The 19,512-nt window shown below is 63.3% G+C and carries 19 protein-coding genes; 13 read left to right on the top strand and 6 right to left on the bottom strand.

Annotated elements, in window-relative coordinates:
• Positions 1–162 precede the first annotated feature (162 nt).
• Complete coding sequence (gene hmgA / locus ACI944_RS01360) at positions 163–1,425, bottom strand: hydroxymethylglutaryl-CoA reductase (NADPH) (protein ID WP_411717270.1); 1,263 nt, start codon at positions 1,423–1,425, stop codon at positions 163–165.
• Positions 1,426–1,657: 232 nt separating this feature from the next.
• Between hmgA and nadA the strand changes: the two genes are divergently transcribed.
• The 5 genes from nadA to ACI944_RS01385 all read left to right on the top strand — a co-directional run bounded on the left by nadA (position 1,658) and on the right by ACI944_RS01385 (position 7,100).
• Positions 1,658–2,794 carry a quinolinate synthase NadA gene (nadA, locus tag ACI944_RS01365; protein WP_411717271.1) on the top strand — a complete coding sequence of 379 codons (1,137 nt, stop codon included), beginning with the start codon at positions 1,658–1,660 and terminating at the stop codon, positions 2,792–2,794.
• Between the two features lie 2 nt (positions 2,795–2,796).
• Positions 2,797–4,392 (top strand): L-aspartate oxidase, encoded by a 1,596-nt coding sequence (locus ACI944_RS01370; protein ID WP_411717272.1) that lies wholly within the window; start codon positions 2,797–2,799, stop codon positions 4,390–4,392.
• A 4-nt stretch (positions 4,393–4,396) separates the two neighbouring features.
• Complete coding sequence (gene nadC / locus ACI944_RS01375) at positions 4,397–5,206, top strand: carboxylating nicotinate-nucleotide diphosphorylase (protein ID WP_411717273.1); 810 nt, start codon at positions 4,397–4,399, stop codon at positions 5,204–5,206.
• Positions 5,207–5,349: 143 nt separating this feature from the next.
• A complete protein-coding gene (locus tag ACI944_RS01380) occupies positions 5,350–5,574 on the top strand; it encodes a DUF3311 domain-containing protein (protein ID WP_411717274.1) in 225 nt (74 codons plus the stop codon).
• Positions 5,571–7,100 carry a sodium:solute symporter family protein gene (locus tag ACI944_RS01385; protein WP_411717275.1) on the top strand — a complete coding sequence of 510 codons (1,530 nt, stop codon included), beginning with the start codon at positions 5,571–5,573 and terminating at the stop codon, positions 7,098–7,100. The genes ACI944_RS01380 and ACI944_RS01385 overlap by 4 nt, the downstream gene beginning before the upstream one ends.
• 58 nt (positions 7,101–7,158) lie before the next feature.
• Here the strand turns inward: ACI944_RS01385 and ACI944_RS01390 are convergent, their stop codons facing one another.
• The 3 genes from ACI944_RS01390 to ACI944_RS01400 all read right to left on the bottom strand — a co-directional run bounded on the left by ACI944_RS01390 (position 7,159) and on the right by ACI944_RS01400 (position 9,723).
• On the bottom strand, positions 7,159–7,752 hold the full coding sequence (locus tag ACI944_RS01390; RefSeq protein ID WP_411717292.1) for a DJ-1/PfpI family protein: 594 nt from the start codon (positions 7,750–7,752) through the stop codon (positions 7,159–7,161).
• A gap of 103 nt (positions 7,753–7,855) precedes the next feature.
• On the bottom strand, positions 7,856–8,275 hold the full coding sequence (locus tag ACI944_RS01395) for a GtrA family protein (RefSeq protein WP_411717276.1): 420 nt from the start codon (positions 8,273–8,275) through the stop codon (positions 7,856–7,858).
• Complete coding sequence (locus ACI944_RS01400; RefSeq protein ID WP_411717277.1) at positions 8,275–9,723, bottom strand: sulfatase; 1,449 nt, start codon at positions 9,721–9,723, stop codon at positions 8,275–8,277. Before ACI944_RS01400 ends, ACI944_RS01395 begins: the two co-directional genes overlap by 1 nt.
• 312 nt (positions 9,724–10,035) lie before the next feature.
• Between ACI944_RS01400 and ACI944_RS01405 the strand changes: the two genes are divergently transcribed.
• The 4 genes from ACI944_RS01405 (at position 10,036) to ACI944_RS01420 (ending at position 14,488) form a co-directional block, all read left to right on the top strand.
• A complete protein-coding gene (locus tag ACI944_RS01405; protein WP_411717278.1) occupies positions 10,036–10,245 on the top strand; it encodes a DUF2892 domain-containing protein in 210 nt (69 codons plus the stop codon).
• A gap of 529 nt (positions 10,246–10,774) precedes the next feature.
• Positions 10,775–11,509, top strand: coding sequence for a SipW-dependent-type signal peptide-containing protein (locus ACI944_RS01410; protein WP_411717279.1), 735 nt, complete (start codon positions 10,775–10,777; stop codon positions 11,507–11,509).
• Positions 11,506–13,374, top strand: a complete 1,869-nt coding sequence (locus ACI944_RS01415; protein WP_411717280.1) for a hypothetical protein — start codon at positions 11,506–11,508, stop codon at positions 13,372–13,374. Before ACI944_RS01410 ends, ACI944_RS01415 begins: the two co-directional genes overlap by 4 nt.
• 217 nt (positions 13,375–13,591) lie before the next feature.
• A complete protein-coding gene (locus tag ACI944_RS01420; protein WP_411717281.1) occupies positions 13,592–14,488 on the top strand; it encodes a DUF6293 family protein in 897 nt (298 codons plus the stop codon).
• A 15-nt stretch (positions 14,489–14,503) separates the two neighbouring features.
• Here the strand turns inward: ACI944_RS01420 and ACI944_RS01425 are convergent, their stop codons facing one another.
• Entirely contained in the window at positions 14,504–14,980 is a 477-nt protein-coding gene (locus ACI944_RS01425) for a chemotaxis protein CheW (RefSeq protein WP_411717282.1), read from the bottom strand.
• Between the two features lie 133 nt (positions 14,981–15,113).
• On the opposite strand from ACI944_RS01425, the gene ACI944_RS01430 reads away from it, so the two are divergent.
• From ACI944_RS01430 to ACI944_RS01445, 4 genes are all read left to right on the top strand, one after another.
• Positions 15,114–15,416 (top strand): DUF5785 family protein, encoded by a 303-nt coding sequence (locus ACI944_RS01430; protein ID WP_411717283.1) that lies wholly within the window; start codon positions 15,114–15,116, stop codon positions 15,414–15,416.
• Between the two features lie 143 nt (positions 15,417–15,559).
• Complete coding sequence (locus tag ACI944_RS01435; RefSeq protein WP_411717284.1) at positions 15,560–16,318, top strand: GTP cyclohydrolase III; 759 nt, start codon at positions 15,560–15,562, stop codon at positions 16,316–16,318.
• Between the two features lie 169 nt (positions 16,319–16,487).
• Positions 16,488–17,234: a DUF3179 domain-containing (seleno)protein gene (locus ACI944_RS01440; RefSeq protein WP_411717285.1), complete on the top strand. Its 747-nt coding sequence runs from the start codon at positions 16,488–16,490 to the stop codon at positions 17,232–17,234.
• 156 nt (positions 17,235–17,390) lie between these two features.
• Positions 17,391–18,758, top strand: coding sequence for an ABC transporter substrate-binding protein (locus ACI944_RS01445; protein ID WP_411717286.1), 1,368 nt, complete (start codon positions 17,391–17,393; stop codon positions 18,756–18,758).
• Between the two features lie 42 nt (positions 18,759–18,800).
• On the opposite strand, the gene ACI944_RS01450 is transcribed toward ACI944_RS01445, so the two are convergent.
• The gene (locus ACI944_RS01450) at positions 18,801–19,499 is read right to left on the bottom strand and encodes an ABC transporter ATP-binding protein (protein ID WP_411717293.1); all 699 of its coding nucleotides are present in this window, start codon (positions 19,497–19,499) and stop codon (positions 18,801–18,803) included.
• Between the last annotated feature and the right edge of the window lie 13 nt (positions 19,500–19,512).

Below are 19,512 nucleotides of genomic sequence, written 5' to 3' on the forward strand. Positions count from 1 at the left end.
GGGCGGAAGCGGTCGCCGACGGGTAAGGCGGTCTTCGGCAGCACGGTCCACAAGCTCATGACGGACTCGCCCTGCCCGGTGCTGTTCGTCCGGGAGGGCGTGTATGCCGACGGCGAGACGGCCGACTGACGGAGCAGCTTTCCCGCCGTTCGGCCGCGTCGCTCACCGACCCAGTTCCTCGTGAGCGCTCGCGAGGTGATTTGAAGCCAACGCACCAAGCAAGGAGAGTTCCCCGGCGAGCGCCGCCGTCGTGATGATCTCCGCGAGCGCGTTCGCGTTCACACCGGGCGGATCGCCACCGCCGCGGACTCCGACGATGTCGAGGGCCTCGTGCTGGGTCGGTAGTTTCGTCCCGCCGCCGACGGTCCCGAGTTCGAGAGAGGCGATCGTGAGGCTCGCATAGAGGTCGCCGCCGGACTCGTTCGCGTCCGACGCGGCTCCACTCGCGTCGCTCGTGGAACCGCCACCGCGGGCATCGGCAGTCGTGATCGCGTTCGAGCCTTCGACGACCTGGGCGATGTCCTGGCCCGTGGCGAGAAACGCCGCCGCGACGGTGTTGGCTGCGTGGGCATTGAATCCGAGTGCCCCCGCCTTCGCCGATCCGATGAGGTTTTTCCTCGTGTTGGCCTCACTGATGGCCTCGGGCGTCGTCCCGAAGTAGCTCTTGACCACCTCGCGGGGGATCGACACGTCGGCCGCGACGGTCCGACCGCGCCCCTCGATGCTGTTTATCGCGGCCGGCTTCTTGTCACTACAGAGGTTTCCCGACAGCGCGACGAGGTCGGCGGGCGTCTCGGCCTCGACAGCCTCGCACGCTTCCTCGGTCGCGATCGTGGCCATGTTCATCCCCATCGCGTCCTTCGTGTCGTAGGCGAACCGGAGAAAGACGCTGTCGCCGACAACGTAGGGCGTCACGTCCCGCAACTCCCCGTGGCTCGTCGTCGACTCGGCGGTCGCCGCGAGGCGGTCGACGTTGTCCTTGACCCACGCCGCCGTCTCGCTCGCCTCGGCGACATCTTCCACTCTGAACACCGGCGCGCGGGTCATGGCGTTTTTCAGTACACGGGCGGTTGCACCCCCCGCTGCTCGGATCGCCGCACAACCGCGGTTGACAGAGGCGACGAGCGCGCCTTCGGTCGTCGCGAGCGGGAGGTACGGCTCGCCGTCGACCGCGCCGCCGTCGATGGCGACCGGGCCGACGACGCCCATCGGCACCTGCGCCGCCCCGACCATGTTCTCGATGTTGGGTTCGGCTGTGGCAGCGTCGAAGGCGTAGGCCCCGACGGTGTCGAGATCCGCACTAGTCTCGTCGGCCAGGAGCTGCCTGCGGGCCGCCGTCGCCACGTCGGCGTCGGCACGTTGTTCGAGTTCGTGAAGCCGCAGATCGCCGTCCTTGACGGCGGTGACGAGTTCGTCGGTATCCATACCGGCGAGGTCGGCTGCCTGCGACTAAGGGCTTCCGTCCCGCGGAGCGGCGGCTCTGTTACTATCCATCGGTAGCCGGGGAATAATACTTCTCGCTGCCAAGGACGGCTACCAACGCTGGTGACGTTTCATAGATCACCTTCTAAATAAGATTGTACCCCTATACGTCTCTTGAAGACAAAAACTTATCAATACGGGGTCCTGTGTGTCGAGATACATCCGGAGAACGATTATGAACGAAATGGAAACGGCGGACCTCGAAACAGATCTTAGCCTGTTTAAGTACGATCATCTTGAGCAACTCCCTCCCGCGTACCGGGCGCTGGACGAAGCGGAGCGAAGCGACCGGATCGCGGCCGCAAAGGCGGAACTCGGCGACGATGTCGTCGTGCTCGGTCACAACTATCAGCGCCGCGAGATCGTGGAGCACGCCGACTTTATCGGGGACTCCTACGGGCTCTCAAAGCGCGCTGCCGAAGCCGACGCGGAGTACGTGATCTTCGCGGGTGTGACGTTCATGGCCGAGTCGGCCGATATCATTACCGACGACGACCAGACCGTAATCCTGCCATCGATGGAGGCCTCCTGTCCCATGGCCGGGATGGCCGAGGCGCTGCAGGTTGACGCCGCGTGGGCGGAACTCACCGCTGCCGTCGACGACGATACCGAGATCGTACCCATCACGTACATGAACAGCTACGCGGATCTCAAGGCGTTTTGCGCGGAACAGGGCGGGTTGGTCTGTACGTCCTCGAACGCCCACCGCGCCTTCGAGTACGCCTTTGAGAGGGGCGACAAGGTGATCTTCCTTCCTGATAAACATCTCGGGGAGAACACGGCCCACCGACTCGGCCTAGCGGATGAGACCGTCGAGTGGGACCCCTGGGACGCCGAGGGCACGGACACGAGCAAGGCCGTCGAGAACGATATCATCCTCTGGGACGGGTACTGCCAGGTTCACGAGCGGTTCCGGGTGGACCACATAGAGCAGGTCCGTGAGGAACACCCCGACGCGAACGTGATCGTTCACCCAGAGTGCCGCCGCGAAGTCGTTGCGGCCGCCGACGCGGCCGGCTCGACCGCCACGATCTGTGAGACGATCGAGAACGCCGACCCCGGGGACACCTGGGCGATCGGCACGGAGATCCACCTCACTAACCACCTCGGGCGGTGGCATCCGGAGGTGAACGTGCTTCCGCTGTGTGGTGATGCGTGCATGGACTGCAACGCAATGCGGCAGATCGACCCCAACTACCTGACGTGGGTACTCGAGGAACTGGTCGAGGGACGCGAGCGAAACGTCATCGAGGTCACCCCCGAGGAGAAACAGCGGGCGGAACTGGCACTCGACCGGATGCTGGAGGTCTGAGTATGACGGAACGAACAACCGACGTACTCGTCGTCGGATCGGGTATCGCCGGGTGTGCGGCTGCGCTCGCGGCGGCGCGCGAGGGTGCTGAGGTGACGGTTGCGTCGAAAGCCACCCAGCCTGAGGGCGCGTCGTCCTGGTGGGCCCAGGGTGGCATCGCCGTATCGAAGGACGATCCCGACCAATTCAAGCGCGATATCCTCAAAGCGAGCGACGGCACTGCCGACCCCGAAGCGGTCGACGTTCTCGTCGAGAACGCCAACGACGCTGTCAAAGACGTACTACTGGAGACGCTCGACATCGAGTTTGATCGCACAGCGACGCCGTCGGGCGAGAGACCGGCGGCGTCGACGGACGAGCAAACTGCGGGAACGTCGATAAGTGACGGCCTTGATCTCGGCCGAGAGGCCGCCCACAGCGACGAGCGCATCCTTCACGTCGACGCCTCGACGGGCAAAGCGATCCACGTGCCGTTTTTGAACTACCTCGACGCACACGACGGCGTCGAGATCTGTGAGGACACCGCAGCGCTCGAACCGATCCGCCACGAAGGACGGGTGTACGGCGCGATACTGGAACGCGACGGGGACGTGACGCCCACCTTTGCGGGCGCGACGGTGCTCGCGACGGGCGGCATCGGCGAACTCTACCCCGATTCCACCAACCCGGACGGTATGACCGGTGACGGCATCGGGATGGCCGCGCTGGCCGGCGCGGACGTTGCGGACATGGAGTACGTCCAGTTCCACCCGACGGTGTGCAGCAAGGCAGCACGTGCCGCGACGGAGGGCGATGGAAACCGCGACGGCGACGACGGGCAGTTCCTCGTGAGCGAAGCCGTCCGCGGGGAGGGTGCTATCCTGCGGAACAGCGACGGTGAACGATTCATGCCCACGTATCACGACGACGCCGAACTCGCCCCTCGCGACGTGGTTGCCCGCGCGGTGAAAGCCGAACGCGAGGCGACGGGCGAGGTCCGTCTGGACGTCTCGCCGCTGGCGTTCGCCGAGGCGTTCCCGGACCTCGCGTCGCTGTGCGAGGACAACGGCGTCGACTACGCCGACGGCATCCCGGTCGCGCCCGCAGAGCACTTTGTCTGTGGGGGGGTCGCCGTCGACGACCACGGGCGGACCTCGCTGGATGCCCTCTACGCGGTCGGCGAAACAGCCTGTACCGGCGTTCACGGCGCGAACCGGCTGGCTTCGACGAGCCTGCTGGAGGGGCTCGTCTGGGGGCTGCGTGCTGGTGCGGATGCGGCCGGCCACGAGACGGCGACTATCGAGCCACCCGAACTGCGGAATCGGGATCCGGCACTGCCCGAGGGGTTCGCCCGCGAGAAGTTCCATCGACTCCGGCGCGTGATGGACGGCGAGGTCGGACTCGAGCGCAGCCCGGAGGATCTCGTGCACGCACAGTCGGTTCTCCGCCGGCTCAAAGGCGAGGTTGACGCCTACGTTCGCACTCGAACCTCGCGGTCGTTGTACGAACTCCGCCACGCCGTCACCGCGGCCCTGTTGATCGCGCGTGCCGCCAGTGAGAACGACGAGAGCGTCGGCACCCACTATCTTGTCGATGCTCCGGAGGCAAGCGCCGACTGAACCGATGCTTCCGACCAGCACAATTGAGGCCTGGCTCCGCGAGGACCTCGGCCACCACGACGTGACAAACGATGTCCCGGGAGAAACGGACGGCCGACTCGTCGCCACAGAACGCGGGATCGCCGCCGGAATCGAGGCAGCGACGCAGGTTTTCGAGTATCTCGGGGTTGAGCCCTCGGCAGCGGTCGGCACCGGCGACCGGGTCGAACCGGGAGAGGTGCTTCTCCGGACGGACGGCCCGGCCCGAGAGACGCTTCGCGGCGAGCGCGTGGCGGTCAACATCGCGGGCCACGCCTCGGGCGTCGCGACACGGACCCGGAACGCAGTCGAGGCGGCCCGTCGCGTCTCCGACGACGTCGCCGTCGCCGGCACCCGGAAGACGACACCTGGGTTGCGGGGTGTCGAAAAGCGCGCTGTCGCGGCCGGTGGGGGCGACACGCACCGACTCGACTGCTCACACATGGTGATGATAAAGGACAATCACGTCACCGAACTGGGGGTCGAACGGGCCGTCGAGCGGTTCCGCGACCGCGCCTCGTTCGCGACCCGGATCGAGGTCGAGGCCGAAACCGAAGTTGAGGCGGTCGCGGCCGCCGAAGCAGGCGCGGATATCGTCCTTCTCGATAACATGACGCCGGCCGAAACGGAGGCCGCCACCGAGGCCCTTCCGGAGGGTGTCGTGGCCGAGGCCAGCGGTGGTATCACTCTCGAGTCACTCCCCAAATACGCCGCAACGGGGGTCGATGTCGTCTCGCTCGGATCGCTGACGCACAGCGCCGACGCATTGGACCTCTCGTTCAGGGTTGGGGGGTGATGTTGGGCTGGGACGGGCCGTCGCCTCTATCCGGGCAGGATCGTGTGACGCACATCAGTGTGAAGAATATTGATCTTCAATACACGGCTTCGATCGAAAATCGGTGTTCCTTAATACGAGGAGCTACAATTATATTCAACGATATGGCTTCAACAGCCGAACGCTACGGATGGGCGGTGGTGATGGCTGCGCTCCTCGCGCTCGCTGTCCCGTGGTTTTTGTGGGGTGTTGACCGCATAGTCTGGGGGCTCCCGGTATGGCTGTGGTGGCATATCGGCTGGATGCTCGTCGCGTCGGTCGTCTTCAGGGCGTTCTCCCGGCGCGCGTGGGGGCTCTGGATCGTTGAACCGGAGGGTGAAACGACATGACGGTCGGCCTCCAGATGGGAATCATCATCGGCTACCTCTTCGTCGCGCTCGGGGTCGGCCTCGCCGCCTACCGGGTAACCGATCGTGCGGCGGAGGATTTCTACCTGGCGAGTCGGACGTTCGGGACCGTCGTACTACTGTTCACCGTCTTCGCGACACTCCTGTCCGCGTTCACGTTCTTCGGCGGGCCCGACACCGCCTACGCCTTCGGGCCGGAGTGGATCCTCGTGATGGGGCTCATGGACGGGCTTATCTTCGCCGTCCTGTGGTACGTCGTCGGCTACAAGCAGTGGCTGTTGGGGCAGCGTTACGGCTACGTCACGTTGGGTGAGTTGCTCGGTGACCGGTTCGGGTCGCGAGCGATCCGCGCGCTCGTCGCCGGTGTCTCGCTGTTTTGGCTGTTCCCGTACGTCATGCTCCAACAGATCGGCGCGGGCGGGGCGCTGTCCGCCCTCACAGACGGGACTGTCCCCTTCGTCGCCGGAGCGACTCTAATAACGGGATTTATGATCGTCTACGTCGTGCTGGCGGGGATGCGCGGGATCGCCTGGACCGACACCCTCCAGGGCGCATTCATGCTATTGGCGGTCTGGAGCGCGCTGTTGTGGGTGCTCGTCGCCGTCGACGGCGGGATCGGAACGATCAATGCCGGCCTCGAAGCGACGAACCCCGAGTTCCTCGCTCTGGGCAGCGAGTTTTACACCGCGGGGACGATGCTCACGTTCGCGATCTCGATCGCATTCGGCGTGGCGATGTTCCCGCAGGTTAACCAGCGGTTCTTCACTGCCTCCTCGGAAACGGTACTGAAGCGGTCGTTCGCGCTGTGGCCGCTCCTCGTGTTGTTGCTTTTCGTCCCCGCGTTCCTCCTCGGCACCTGGGGACGCGGCCTCGGCCTCGAAGCGGACATCGGCGCAGGCGAGAGCATCCTCCCGGTCGTCCTCGCGGAGTACACCCCGGCGTGGTTCGCCGCCCTCGTCGTTGCGGGTGCGATCGCTGCGATGATGTCCTCCTCGGACTCGATGTTGCTGTCCGGCTCGTCGTATTTCACCCGCGACATCTACCGTCCGCTCGTCGACAAGGACCTCTCTGAAACGGGTGAGGACCGCCTCGGCCGGGCCGGTGTCGTCGTCTTCGCGGTCGGCGCCCTCGCGGCGAGCGTCTGGGCCGAGGCGGAGGCCTTCGGCGCGGCGACGGTCGGATCGATCCTCGTCGGCATCGGCGACCTCGCATTCGGCGGGTTCGCACAACTCGCCCTTCCGGTCATCGTTGCGCTGTATTGGCGACGGACGACCGGGGCCGGACTCGTCGCCGGGATCGGCGCTTCCCAAGCCGTCTACATCGCGTTCAACTTCCTGCCCGAGGTCGGCGTCGGCTCTCTCACCCTGTTTTCCGACACCTACCTCGGGTGGGGGATCTCGATCTACTGTATGCTTCTCGGTCTCGTTGTGACCGTCGCCGTTTCCGCCACTACGACGGCAAACCCCGAAGCGAACGTCGACGATCACTTCGGGCTTGGAGCGGACTGACGCTATCGACCGCCCGGTTCGACACCGCCTCCGGTCGCCACACGGCCCATTACGACGGTCAGTCGTCGGCCGCCGCGAGCGCTTCGCCGTGGCTCACTTCGTCGCCAAGGAGGTCCATGAACGCCGACAGCCACTCGGGGTGATCCGGCCACGCCTGCCCGGTCACGAGGTTGCCGTCGGTGACGACGCCATCGACCCACGAACAGCCTGCGGCTTCGCACTCGGCCTTAACCGCCGGGTAAGCGGTGATCTCATAGCCGTCAAGAACGTCGGCGGCCGCGAGGATCTGTGGGCCATGACACACCGCCGCGACCGGCTTGTCGGCCTCGAAGAAGTGCTGAACTGCCTCGATAACGGGCTCGTGGGTCCGGAGGTACTCCGGGGCGCGCCCACCGGGAACACAGAGGGCGTCGTAGTCGCTCGGCTCTACCTCGGCCATCGTCGCGTTCAATTCGAAGTTGTGGCCGCGGGACTCCATGTACGTCTGGTCGCCGCGGAAGTCGTGGATCGCGGTCTTGATCGTCTCGCCGGCTTCCTTGTCGGGGCAGACGGCGTGGACCTCATGGCCCACCATCTCGAGCGCCTGAAACGGCACCATAATCTCGTAGTCCTCGCCGAAGTCGCCGACGATCATCAGGATCTGCTTGCTCATTGGTACCACCATTCGACTATTTTGACGAACAGTCAAATAAACCCACGTGTCGAACAGGGGTCGCTGAGGTTCGAGCCAGCGACGGCCACGGCTTCACGACCGCTCATCCCCACGTCCAGCGTGCGTCGAGGACGTAGCGGTAGATGCCGCTGAAGACGATAGCAACCGCGTTTGCCGCCAGATACGGAACGCTCCGCCACTCTACGAGAACGTAAAGAATGGCCAATTGGAGCGGGATCGCCGTTCCACGGACGACGTTGGTCTTACACAGGCCGAGTAAGTACTCGATGGGGCCGCTATTTTGTGTCGCCCGGAACGTCCAGGCGTTGTTGAGCACGTACGAAAGAATGATCGTGAATTCGATAGCGATCAGGGCGGCGATGATGTAGTTTACTCCGGCACCGTCGACGAACAGCCACAGCGCTCCCATCTGGACCCCGGCGGTGAACGCACCGACGGCAACGAACCGGCGGAGACGGGCCGCGAGCGGACCGGCCAAGAGACGTCGGAGGAACGACCGCATTACCGGTAGCCGAGCGCCTCGAGGCGCGCCCCGAGGTCGTCGTCTACTTCGTCGCCCCGGTCCGTCCGCTCCGTCCGTAGTGTGGTGGCGTGGGCGTCGGCGATCGACGCGAACTCCCGGACGATGTCGCGTTGTTCCGGCGTCGGATCCGCGGAGCGATCGTCCTGTTGGGTCGGATCGGTGGACCGTTCGTACAGTTCCGTCGTCCCCGTTTCGACGTTCTCGATGTACGTCCACTCGCCGTCCCGGACGCTCACGAGCAAGTCGCCGTCGGCGAGCGACCGCGGGATCGGCTGTGCGGTCACATCCTCGCCGCGGACCGTAACCGAGACGACGGGATCGTCGGACGGCGCGTCCCCATCAAATACGCTCGGGGTCAGCGACTCGCCCAGCCAGGCGTCGGGGGAGTCGACGCCGGCGAGGTCCACAACGGTCGGCGGGATCGCGTCGAGGCCGACCGGCCCCTCGACCCGGCGGGCCGGTGCCCCGGGGACGTCGACGACCAGCGGAACGCGGATCAACTCGTCGTAGAGCTTCGGGTAGTGCGCGAGGTGGCCGTGCTCTTGAAACTCCTCGCCGTGGTCACCCGCGAGGACGACGGCCGTCTCGTCGTCGAACCCGCCCTCGGAGACCGCATCGAGGAGCCGGCCGATACTGGCGTCGACCTGCCGGGTGGCCGCCCGGTACAGCGTCCGGAGCTCCGAGAGCGTTCGCTCGTCGACGTCCCACCCCAACCCGGTTCGGGTGTGGGCGTGCAGCATCCGGTGGGTGCCGACCCACCCGTCGGACACGTCCCGAATGTACCGCGGGGCCGGCACGTAGGGCGTGTGGGTGTCCATGTAGTGCACCCAGAGAAAAAAGGGCGAGTCGGTCGACTCAAGAAACTCGCTCGCTGCGTGTTCGACATCAAACATCCGGGAGGTGTCGAGGAAGGGCCGGTCGTCGGCCTCTCCGCGGAGCCACGACCCCAGACGCCGGACCGGTGATGTCGCCAACTGGAGCCACGCCTCGACCGTCGGGTGGGTGGCGAGATAGCGGCTGTAGATGCTGGACCCGACGCTGGCAACGAACGGCTCGAACTCGTCGAACCCCTCGTTGTAGCCCCAGTGCTCCGTGAGAAACCCGTTCGCGGCGTTGAACCCGCCGGTCGAGACGCCGGCGTCAGATAGCGTCGACGCGAGTGTCGGCGTCTCGGCGACGCCGATCCGATCGGAGTCGGCGAAGACGGGTCTGGAGGCCATAATCGACGGAAAAGAAAACGGCGTCCAGTTGCCGGTCGCGAAGGCGTCCTCGAAGACGGTCCCACGCTCGGCGAGAGCGTCCATCTCCGGGGTGTGTCCTTCGACGTCTGGGGCGCGCTCTTCGGCGTCGTACGCGCCGATCGCGTCCGCCCGGAGCGAATCGACGGTGATCAACACGACGTTCGAGATGTCGGTGTCACGTGCCATGATCGTCGGTCGTAGCCTCAGTTGGTGTCCGTGAGCGCCTGGCCCCGTTTGCGTCTCGTTGAGTCGGTCCACGCGGCGTCGATCCGTGCTTTGCCGCTTCGGGTTCGTCCGCTGCCCCACACGCGTTCGAGAACCCCTGAACCAATCGATACGATATGAAATGAACGACCAGCGGTAGCTTTATGGTTTCGATATCCGGGACGGAATCAACCCACTCGGATCAGACTGACAGACAGGTTCGGCAAAAACCCGTCCGACATGATCGGGCACATTGGGTCAAGATACAAATCAGTTGAAGACCAACGGAGTCGTATGTCGTTCACAAAGAACGTCGGTGGTCGTGACCGTCTCGTCCGTGGGCTGCTCGCCGTCGTGCTGACCGTGGTGGCGCTACGTAGACTCAAACGCGGCAAGCGAAAGGCCGGGGTACTTGCGGCGGTCGGCGCACTCGGCTTCGGGTTCAACGCGACGACGTGTTACTGCGGAACGAACGAGGCGCTCGGCATCGACACGACCGAGTGACTCAGGCGGGGCGGTTACGTACTCGCATCAATTACACGTATCCCCGAAGGAGAGGAGCGCGGTATATACGTCCGGTGCAAGGCCTACGATGATGCCGGAGAGATTCACCCCGACTGCCGGACGTTCGCGTTTCACTGTAAACGGATACGAACTCAAACGCACGCTCACGTCACTCACGGGTGGCGTGAGGGCATCAAGATGCGGTAGCGAGGATAGCTCAATTCGTACACACTGACGGTCGTGAAGTCAGTGCTACTTGCTCTGTTACCCACGCATATCACCTATATACTCCTCACCGCCTCGGCCGGATGCGACCAAGCCGATATTTCGATTGTGCGTGTTCTGTCTATGCCAGCCATATTTGCTGGATGATGTCGCGATACATCGATTTAATCGGCTATTATATCCGTGAATGTACGATAAAACGAGTAGTTAAATCGCGCGCGACCGATTTACCGTCTCAGTAATTAAGTGTACAAATTCCTATCCGGTCGTCGTGCAGGATTTGACAGTCTCACGGCGTCAGGCTTTGGCAGGGCTCGCCGTAATCGGGGCGACATCGGCCGGTGTCGGTCTGGGAACTAGGGCGCTCTTTAGCGACACCGAGGAGTTTTCAAAAAACAACGTTACAGCTGGCGAATTGGATCTCAAAGTCGCGTGGCGGAAGTCGGTAACCCAAGTTGAAACCCGGGTCGAAACCAGTAGCGAGTATCCGACCCCGACGAACGACGTCGATGCGCCGATCTGTGAACTGGCGGACGTCAAACCGGGCGATCACGGTGTCATCGAATTCATCTTTCGAATCGACGACAACCCGGGGTACGTCTCGCTGCTGGGGGCGGAGCAAGCGGACGAGGAAAACGGACAACCGGAACCGGAGCGAGGCGCATTGAGCGAATCTATCCCAGTTGGCAGGGAGGGTGAGCTTGACGAGTTGATAAACACGACCGTGTCGTACGGAACTATCGATAGCGATGACGACGTGACTGCAGCGACACGGGCGTACACGTCATCGCTAGCCTCATTAATCGGCCTCGGCAACGTTGGCTCCGGCGTCATCTTGGACGGCGACGGTTCCGCGTCGGTGGTTGATATCCTCCTCGGGAACGCGACGCCCAACGCCTTCGAGCCTGGGACAAAACACGGACTCCGCGTCGAGTTCGAGGTGCCACGCACGGTCGGCAACGGCGTGCAAACGGACAGGTATGAGTTCGCGACCGGATTCTTCGGCGAACAGGCACGAAACAACGAAACCTGGACATGACTGACGAGCAACAGCGTCGACGACAGGAAGCGTTTCTCAGACGGAACCGCGTCGCACGACAGCAGCTCCTGCAGGCGACGTATCGGACCGACGAGAGCGTCGGGGACGACGACCCGGTCACCAACTTCGGGAAGGCGCTCGAACACGACGCGGACGGCGTACCAACTGAGGCGGCGTATCGGAGCCTCGTGGAGGCACTCGAAGACGGTAGTATCGATGCGTTCAACGATATCATGCTTGAGGACGGGGACGACCGGCCGCGCAGGCTGGTTGAACCGCACGGAGCGCTGGCGTTTCAGAAGTCCGGGGCCGACCCTCACATGCTCCAGATCCGCCCGCACCCGCCATTCGCCAGCGACCAGTCGGGGGCAGAGATGGTGGAACTGTACTGGCGAGCGTCGTGTCGCGATGTACAGTACGGGGACTACGACTCGAACACGATGATCTCAAGTGCCGTCGACGAACTCGAAGGGATGTCCGGATACAACGGCCCAGGAAGCGACGCCGATCCAAGAGCTTACGACCTGAGCAGTGACAATCTGTTCCGCGGCATCGTTCCCGGGGCACAGAAGGGGCCGCGTATTTCACAGTTCCTCTGGAAGGCCGTTCCACGGGGAGCAATCCCGTTGAGCCAACGGATTCGGGTGTTGACTGGCGCTGAGGCCTCTGTAACGTTCGACAGCGGCGATACGACACTCACGTTTGATGGCCCGGACTACCTCACGGACTTCGAGACGTGGAAGAAGGTTCAAAACGGCGTTCCCGTTCCGGACGTGAATCCCCCGCCGAATCTGGTTGTAAGAAAAGACGACCCCGACAAGCAGGTCCAGCGTCACATCATCACGGGTCGAGACCTCGCGAACAAGGTCCGCCGGCAGGTCCCATACCTTTCGATTCGGGACGCCGCCGAGATTCTGCTGGGAATGGGGGTTCCGTTCGATCCAAATATTCCGTACGGAACAGGTACGGACGAGATTGGGACAGGCAGACCGTTCATCAACTTCGGGTCGAACGACGTGCTGGATATCGTTGTGAACGTGTTCATCTCCGGGCAAAACGTTTGCTGGTATCGAAAATGGAAGCTCCACCGACGGCTTCGGCCCGAGGAGTACGGCGGACGAATTCACGCACAGCGAGAGCGGGAGCGGTCGTTCGACATTCCGGAGAACGTGTTGGACTCAGATGTCTTGAAGAAAACCGAAAAAGAACCGTCCAACGGCGGATTTGGCAGCTCACTCTTACCGCAGGCCTACACCGAGGGGTCGCCAACCCACCCCTCGTTTCCGGCCGGTCACAGCGGTGTCGCTGGCGCCTGCGTGACAACACTCAAGGCGATGTTCGATGGAACCCACGCGTTCAGCAACGATCAGATGGTCGTACCGATCGCGGACGGGACGACCAACGCGCACCTCGAAGGTGGCGGAACCACCAACGTGCAACAAACGACGCTCTCGACGATAGCCGACGAATCCGGAGGAACTGGTGGAACCATCGCTGCCACCCAGCAAAAAATCGACGGCGCTCGTGATAGCACCGTCACGGTTAATGACGAACTCAACAAACTCGCCGCCAACATGGCGTTCGGCCGGAACTGGGCCGGAATCCACTACCGAACGGACGGCATCGATGGCTTCCTCGTCGGCGAGCAGGCCGCCGTTCGGTATCTTCAAGAACACATGCGTCAGTACGACCTCCCGTTCGACGGCTTCCGGTTGGAACCGTTCTTCGACACATATCCGGGAACGCTTGTGGGAGCCAAGCCGAACGCCCCGGACACCCCCGGGGACCGCGGACAGATCCTTATCAAGCCAGACGGGATCGAAAACCTAAGTGGCATGGAGAGAATCGACGATCCGCTCGACTGACGCCCGCTGGAAGATGAGACCGTTCCCCGTCTTGGACTCTTAAGCCCCGTTCAAATAACGCGGGCAAGACTGTTCGCGCCGGCGGACCAGTCAATGTCCGTATCGGTAGCCACGCGATGTCTGAAGGAGTCTAGTCTCCGAGGCCGGCACCGGCGAACCGCGGAACGAGGGCCACGAGACTGGTGGTTTATATACACGCCAGCCACATTTCCCGCATATGCAGACCCACATCGTCCCGGTCGGCTTCGACTACGACCGGCTGATCGCGCCGTTGGTGCGGGATCAACTCGATGTCGATCGGGTGGTCCTGCTTGAGGGGGCGGTCGGCAGCGAGGCCAACGTCGAGTACTCGAAGAACCTCGCGAGTAAACTCGAGAAGGACTTCACGAACCTGCTCGGGGCCGAGACGGAGGAGTACGTCGTTGAGGACGTTTACGACTACGACGCTGCCTTCGAACAGGCGTACGAGCTAATAAACGGAGAGTTGGACACCGGAAGCGAGGTATGGGTCAACGTCTCGGCGATGCCACGGACGGTTTCGTTCGCCTTCGCCACCGCCGCCCACTCGATCATGGTCGAACGCGAGGGTGACCGCGACCGGATCCACACCTACTACACCGTCCCCGAGAAGTATCTTGAGACCGAACTGGCAGAGGAGCTCAGAAGCCAATGTGATCTCCTCGAGTCCGTCCTCGATGGCGATATCGACGACGAGCGAGTCGCCGAACGGCTGGAAGTCGGCCGCGAACTTCTAGAGGAGTTCGACGAGCGGGGGACCACCATCGGTGCCAAGCGCTTCGGCGACGGCCACATCATCGAACTCCCCGTCGCCTCCTTCTCGAACGTCAAGCCCTTCGAGGAATTGATCCTGTTTACCCTCGGCGAACACGAGGAGTTCGAGTCGGTGTCGGAACTCGCGGGGACGCTTGCCCGCGAACTCGGCGAGGAGTACACTGACTCCTTCCGGTCGAAGGTCATCTACAACGTCGACCGCCTCGGCCCCGGCGGCAAGGGGTACATAGAGCGCGAGGAACACGGCAACTCCTATCGGACGCGGCTTTCTCGGATCGGAGAGCTATGGGTTCGCTCGCATGCCGACCGCTCGGAGTTATGACCGCTCGGCGGTCAGTTATCGATCCGGGGTCACGTCCGCGGCCGAGCCATCGCTGGCGAGTTCCTCGCCCATCGCCCGCGGGTCGATCCAGACGACGAACCCCGACTCGCGCTTGATCAGCCCTTTTATGTGATTGCCTTCGATCGGGGAATCGTCGACCGATTCCGCGTCGAGATCGGAGACCTCCTCGACGCTGTCGACGGCCCACCCGATCGAGCGCTCGTCCTCGAAGATGTCCGAATCGAAGATGACGATCCGGTCGCCGATGTCGCCGTCGGTCCCGAGACCGACCTTGGGATCGACGATGGAGGTGGTGTTCCCCCGGAGGTCGATGACACCCTCGACGTGCGGCGGGGAGTTTGGAATGGGCGTCAAATCGCCCATATCGACAATCTCGGTCACGTAGTCGATGCTAACGCAGTACGTCTCCTCGCCGAGGCGGAACTCAAGCACCTGTTCCGCGCCGAGAGAAGTGGCCCTTTCGGTGGACATGATGTCTTATTCACGCTTCGGCGGCGGCCCTACTTAATACTGCGAGCGTTTCACCGATGGATACGCCGGCAGTCTGGCCGGTCGGCGGGCCGAGAGCGGAAACGCTTTGATCCCGGCTCCCGCACCAGAATATATGGAGTGGCCCCACGACCCCGACGGCGAGGAAGGCTCCGAAGGGATGCGAAAGTACGGACAGGCGGTGCTCGCGAAGAAACTCGACGAGGAGGAAGACTTCCCGCTCTCGGCTACGGAGTTCGTCGAGGAATACGGCGACGAACCCGTCCGGCTGAACCACACCCGCGTCGTCAGCGTAGCCGACATCTTCGATGGTGTCGAGGAGGATGAGTTCGAGGATATCATTGCGTTCCACCGCGCTGTCGGGCGGGCGATGCGTGAGCACGATATGTGGGAAGTCGACATCGACGCCTACGCCTGATACGGATCACCGCCGCCGGTCTTTTATATTACCGCGTTCCGCTGACCACGCCGTTTGTCCCGATCGTCGTTCCCCCGGTTCCGACACCGGCGGTATCGTCGCCGATGGCAAGGCAAATATCGGCCGGCCGTGAATATACCGGCGTGACAAACGCCCAGGTAACGCTCATCCAGATCGACAACTACGGGCCGTGGACGGTGACCCCCGAACCACGCCGGGAGGTTGACCTCCAGACCCTCCAGTCGCGGCTGTACGCCGACCTCTCACAGCTCATCGGGAATCGAGAAGGCTACGTCTTCTTCACCCGCTTCGACAATATGGTTGCCGTCACCAACGGTCTCGACACCGCCGATCACGCCCTAATCCAGGAATCGGTCGGTAACCGGTATCCGGTGACGGTGAGCCTGAGCATCGCTGCCGACACCTCCCCCGCGGCGGCGCTCGGGACCGCGACCGGCCAGCTACAGGACGCCGGCAGCGCTCAAGACTGCGACCGACGGGAGATCCTCCGCGGTGATCCCATCGTCGACGAGGCCAGAACTGACAACGACGTCCGGCTCGCTCACTTCGATGTCAACGACGCGACCGGCAAGTACACCGACCAACTCAACGAGTTCGACTCGTTTATAAACATCGAACAGGGGTACGCGGAACTGATGCGCTATATGCGGACGGCCCACGAGTCGCTGTCGTTCTTTGTCGGCGGCGACAACATCATCGCAGTGTGCGACGACATCGACGAAGCCGGCTACCTCGACGCGATCGAGCACGTTCGAGAATCGGTCGGCGTCGACCTGAAAGTCGGTGTCGGCACCGACCGGACGGCCCAGGGTGCCGGGATGGCCGCCAAGCACGCTCTCGAAACCTGTCGGGAGGAATGCACTGACGTCGAGTTCGCCTGATCCCGGCGAGCGGGCCGGAGCGATCAAAGACCCACCCGGGGAATATCTGCGTTATCAAAGAGTACCGTTCCGGAAAAATGTCGACGTTTCACAAAAGCGTCGCCCCGGAATCGCGTCCCTCGCGCACGGCCAGACAGGGACTTTGTTCGATCAGTCGGACTGAAGGGGTATGCGGCGTCGAGCGATACTGGCCGCCACCGGCCTTGCTGCTGGGAGCGCCGGGTGTGTCGTCGGGTACGGGCGCCGTGAGTCTCCGGCCGACGACCAAGCGAGTGAAATCGACGCACCGACCCTCGCCGAACAGGGGATGCCGTCGACGATCTGTGCGGAGGATATCAAGCCCGGCGGCATCAGAGCCATCGACGACCCGTCGTTCGGAGCTCCCGGGGAGTGGCCCGACGACCCGGACGGATATCGGCGATTGGACGACGAGGCGACTGTTATCGGTATCGAAAACGACGTTGTGGCGCGGGCATACCCCCTCACAGTACTGAACGTTCACGAGATAATCAATGACACCCTCGACGGGCCGGTTCTCGTGACGTACTGCCCGCTCTGTCGAAGCGGGATGGTCGCCGACCGACGCGTCGACGGCGACCCGGCGCGCTTCGACGTGTCTGGACTGCTGTGGGTTCCACCGGGGATCTACACGGCCGCCGCCGAGGCGGACGGGCGGGTGTTTTCCGACCGCGAAGCGGGGGTCAGCAACAATGGAAACCTCGTCATGTACGACGAGACCACGGGATCGTACTGGTCGCAGATGCTTGCGCAAGCGATCTGTGGCCCGGAAGCGGAACGTCGTCTTGAGATACGTTCCTCGACGATATCAACGTGGCGTGAGTGGCGGACGGACCACCCCGACGGGGAGGTGTTGCTCCCGCCGCCGGCATCCGGAGTGGTCGATCCCCCGATATGAGTTATCTGAGCCGAATGCTCTCGTAGCAGACATCGACGGTGACCGACAGATACACGCCGAAGCCAGTATCGGCGCACGGATGAATACGCCCCAATACTACACATCAGTGGACACGTGGATACATTTATGTCAGGCGGTCTGTAATAAAGCGGTAGCATGTCGAGAAAGATAGACAGACGTGACGTACTGAAAAGTGCCGGTGTCACCGGTATCGCGGCCCTGGCTGGCTGCACCGGTAACGGCGGCGGCAACGGCAATGGTAACGGTAACGGTGATGGCGACGACATGGAGGGTAACGGCAGCGGTAATGGCGACGACATGGGTGAGGTTAACGTCGACGTTATCAACGTCATCGGTTATCCTGAGGACGGCAACACGTTGTTTCGGGACTACTACCAGTTGAGCGACGGGAGCGAGGACATCATCGTTCCTGACGGCCTCCGTGACGGCGAACTGCAACAACAGGTCGGGAATCCGATGGAGAACGTCGTCGGGACGGCGCCTGCCGCAGGCGGTCCCGCTCAGGAGGCCTTTAGCGGCCTCTACGAGGACGAGTACGGCGAGGCCCCCGGCGTGTTCACAACCCAGTCGTACGACTCCGTCGCCGTCGGCATCCTCGCGAACGTCGCGGCGGGCGAAAACAGCGGCACCGGCATCCGCGATCAGATGCGGAACGTGGCCAACCCCGACGGAATGGAGGTCACCCCTGACAACTTCGTCGAGGGGGTCGAGGCCGTCGCCAACGGCGACCCGGTCAACTACCAGGGGGCGTCCTCGGACGTCAACTTCAACGAGGCCGGCGACCCGGCGAACGCCGCCTACGACGTCTGGGAGTTCACCGGCGACGGCGGGACGGAGGCGACCGATACGCTGAATTTCGAGGGTGACAACCCGGACGGCGCGGGTCCCTCCGCGGACACGATTGAGGGCGGGTTCGGTCGGACCGTCGATGTCGGCATTCTCCTCCCCGAAACCGGGAACCTCGCCTCCGTCGGCGAGGGAATGATAAACGCTGCCGAGATCCCGGCGATGCAAGTCAACAACGCGGATGTCGACATCCAGGTCGAAACCCAACTCGAGGACACGAACACGTCGCCGAACACCGGTATCCAGGCGGCGAACTCGCTTGTCAACGCCGGCGTTCCCTATATCTGTGGCTCCGCGTCATCCGGTGTGAACGTCCCGGTGTCACAGCAGGCGCTCATTCCGAACCAGGTCGTCGGCTGCTCGCCCTCGTCGACGGCGCTGTCGGTGACGAACCTCGAGGACGACGACTACATCTTCCGGACGGCCCCGTCGGACCTCCTGCAGGGCCGCGTGATGGCACAGGTCGCCTCCGAACAGCTCGACGCCGAGGTTGCCACGACGCTGTACGTCAACAACGACTACGGCCAGCAGCTCTCCGAGCAGTTCGCCAGCGTCTTCGAGAGCGACTTCGACGGAACCGTCGAGGCACAGGTCGCGTACAACCAGAACGAGGACTCCTACACCTCGGCGGTCCAGGAAGCCCTCGGCGGTAACTGATCGGCCTTCGGGCGGGGTCGTTGACCCGCGGCTTCTTTCGGCTCAGCCACCCAAAAAGTCCTGTCGAACGCCTTGGTCGGCCAGCAGTTCGCTGCCCACGTCCTCGTAGCGGTTCTGTCCGTCGACGAGGACGTATCCTCTGTCGCACCGTCTGAGTGCCTCCTTGGCGTTCTGCTCGACCATCAGGATCGCGGTCCCGTCGCCGTTGATGCGATCGATGCGGTCGAACATGTCGTCGACGAGGTCGGGCGCGAGGCCGGCTGAGGGCTCGTCGAGCAAGAGCAGGTCCGGATCAAGCATCAGCGCCCGACCCATCGCGAGCATCTGTCGTTGGCCGCCGGACATCGCTCCGGCTCGCTGCTCGCGCCGTTCCCGAAGGATCGGGAACCGATCGTAGACGGCCTCGAGGGCGTCTTCAGGCACCTCGTCGAGGATGTACGCCCCCATTTCGAGGTTTTCTTGGACGGAGAGACCCGCGAACACGTTGTGGTTTTGGGGCACATAGCCGATCCCCTCGTAGATGATCTCTTCCGGGGGGGTATCGGTGATGTCCGACCCATCGAAGGTGACGGAGCCATCCATCCGGTTTGTGAGCCCGAACACGGACTTCATGACCGTCGATTTTCCCGCCCCGTTGGGCCCAACGATGGTGACGTACTCGCTGCCCCTGACATCGAGGTCGACATCTGAGAGGATCTGTAAGTCGCCGTAGCCGGCGTCGAGATTCCGCACCTTGAGCATGCTTTCCTCCCAC

Source organism: Natronomonas sp., assembly GCF_046710025.1.
Lineage (GTDB): Archaea > Halobacteriota > Halobacteria > Halobacteriales > Haloarculaceae > Natronomonas.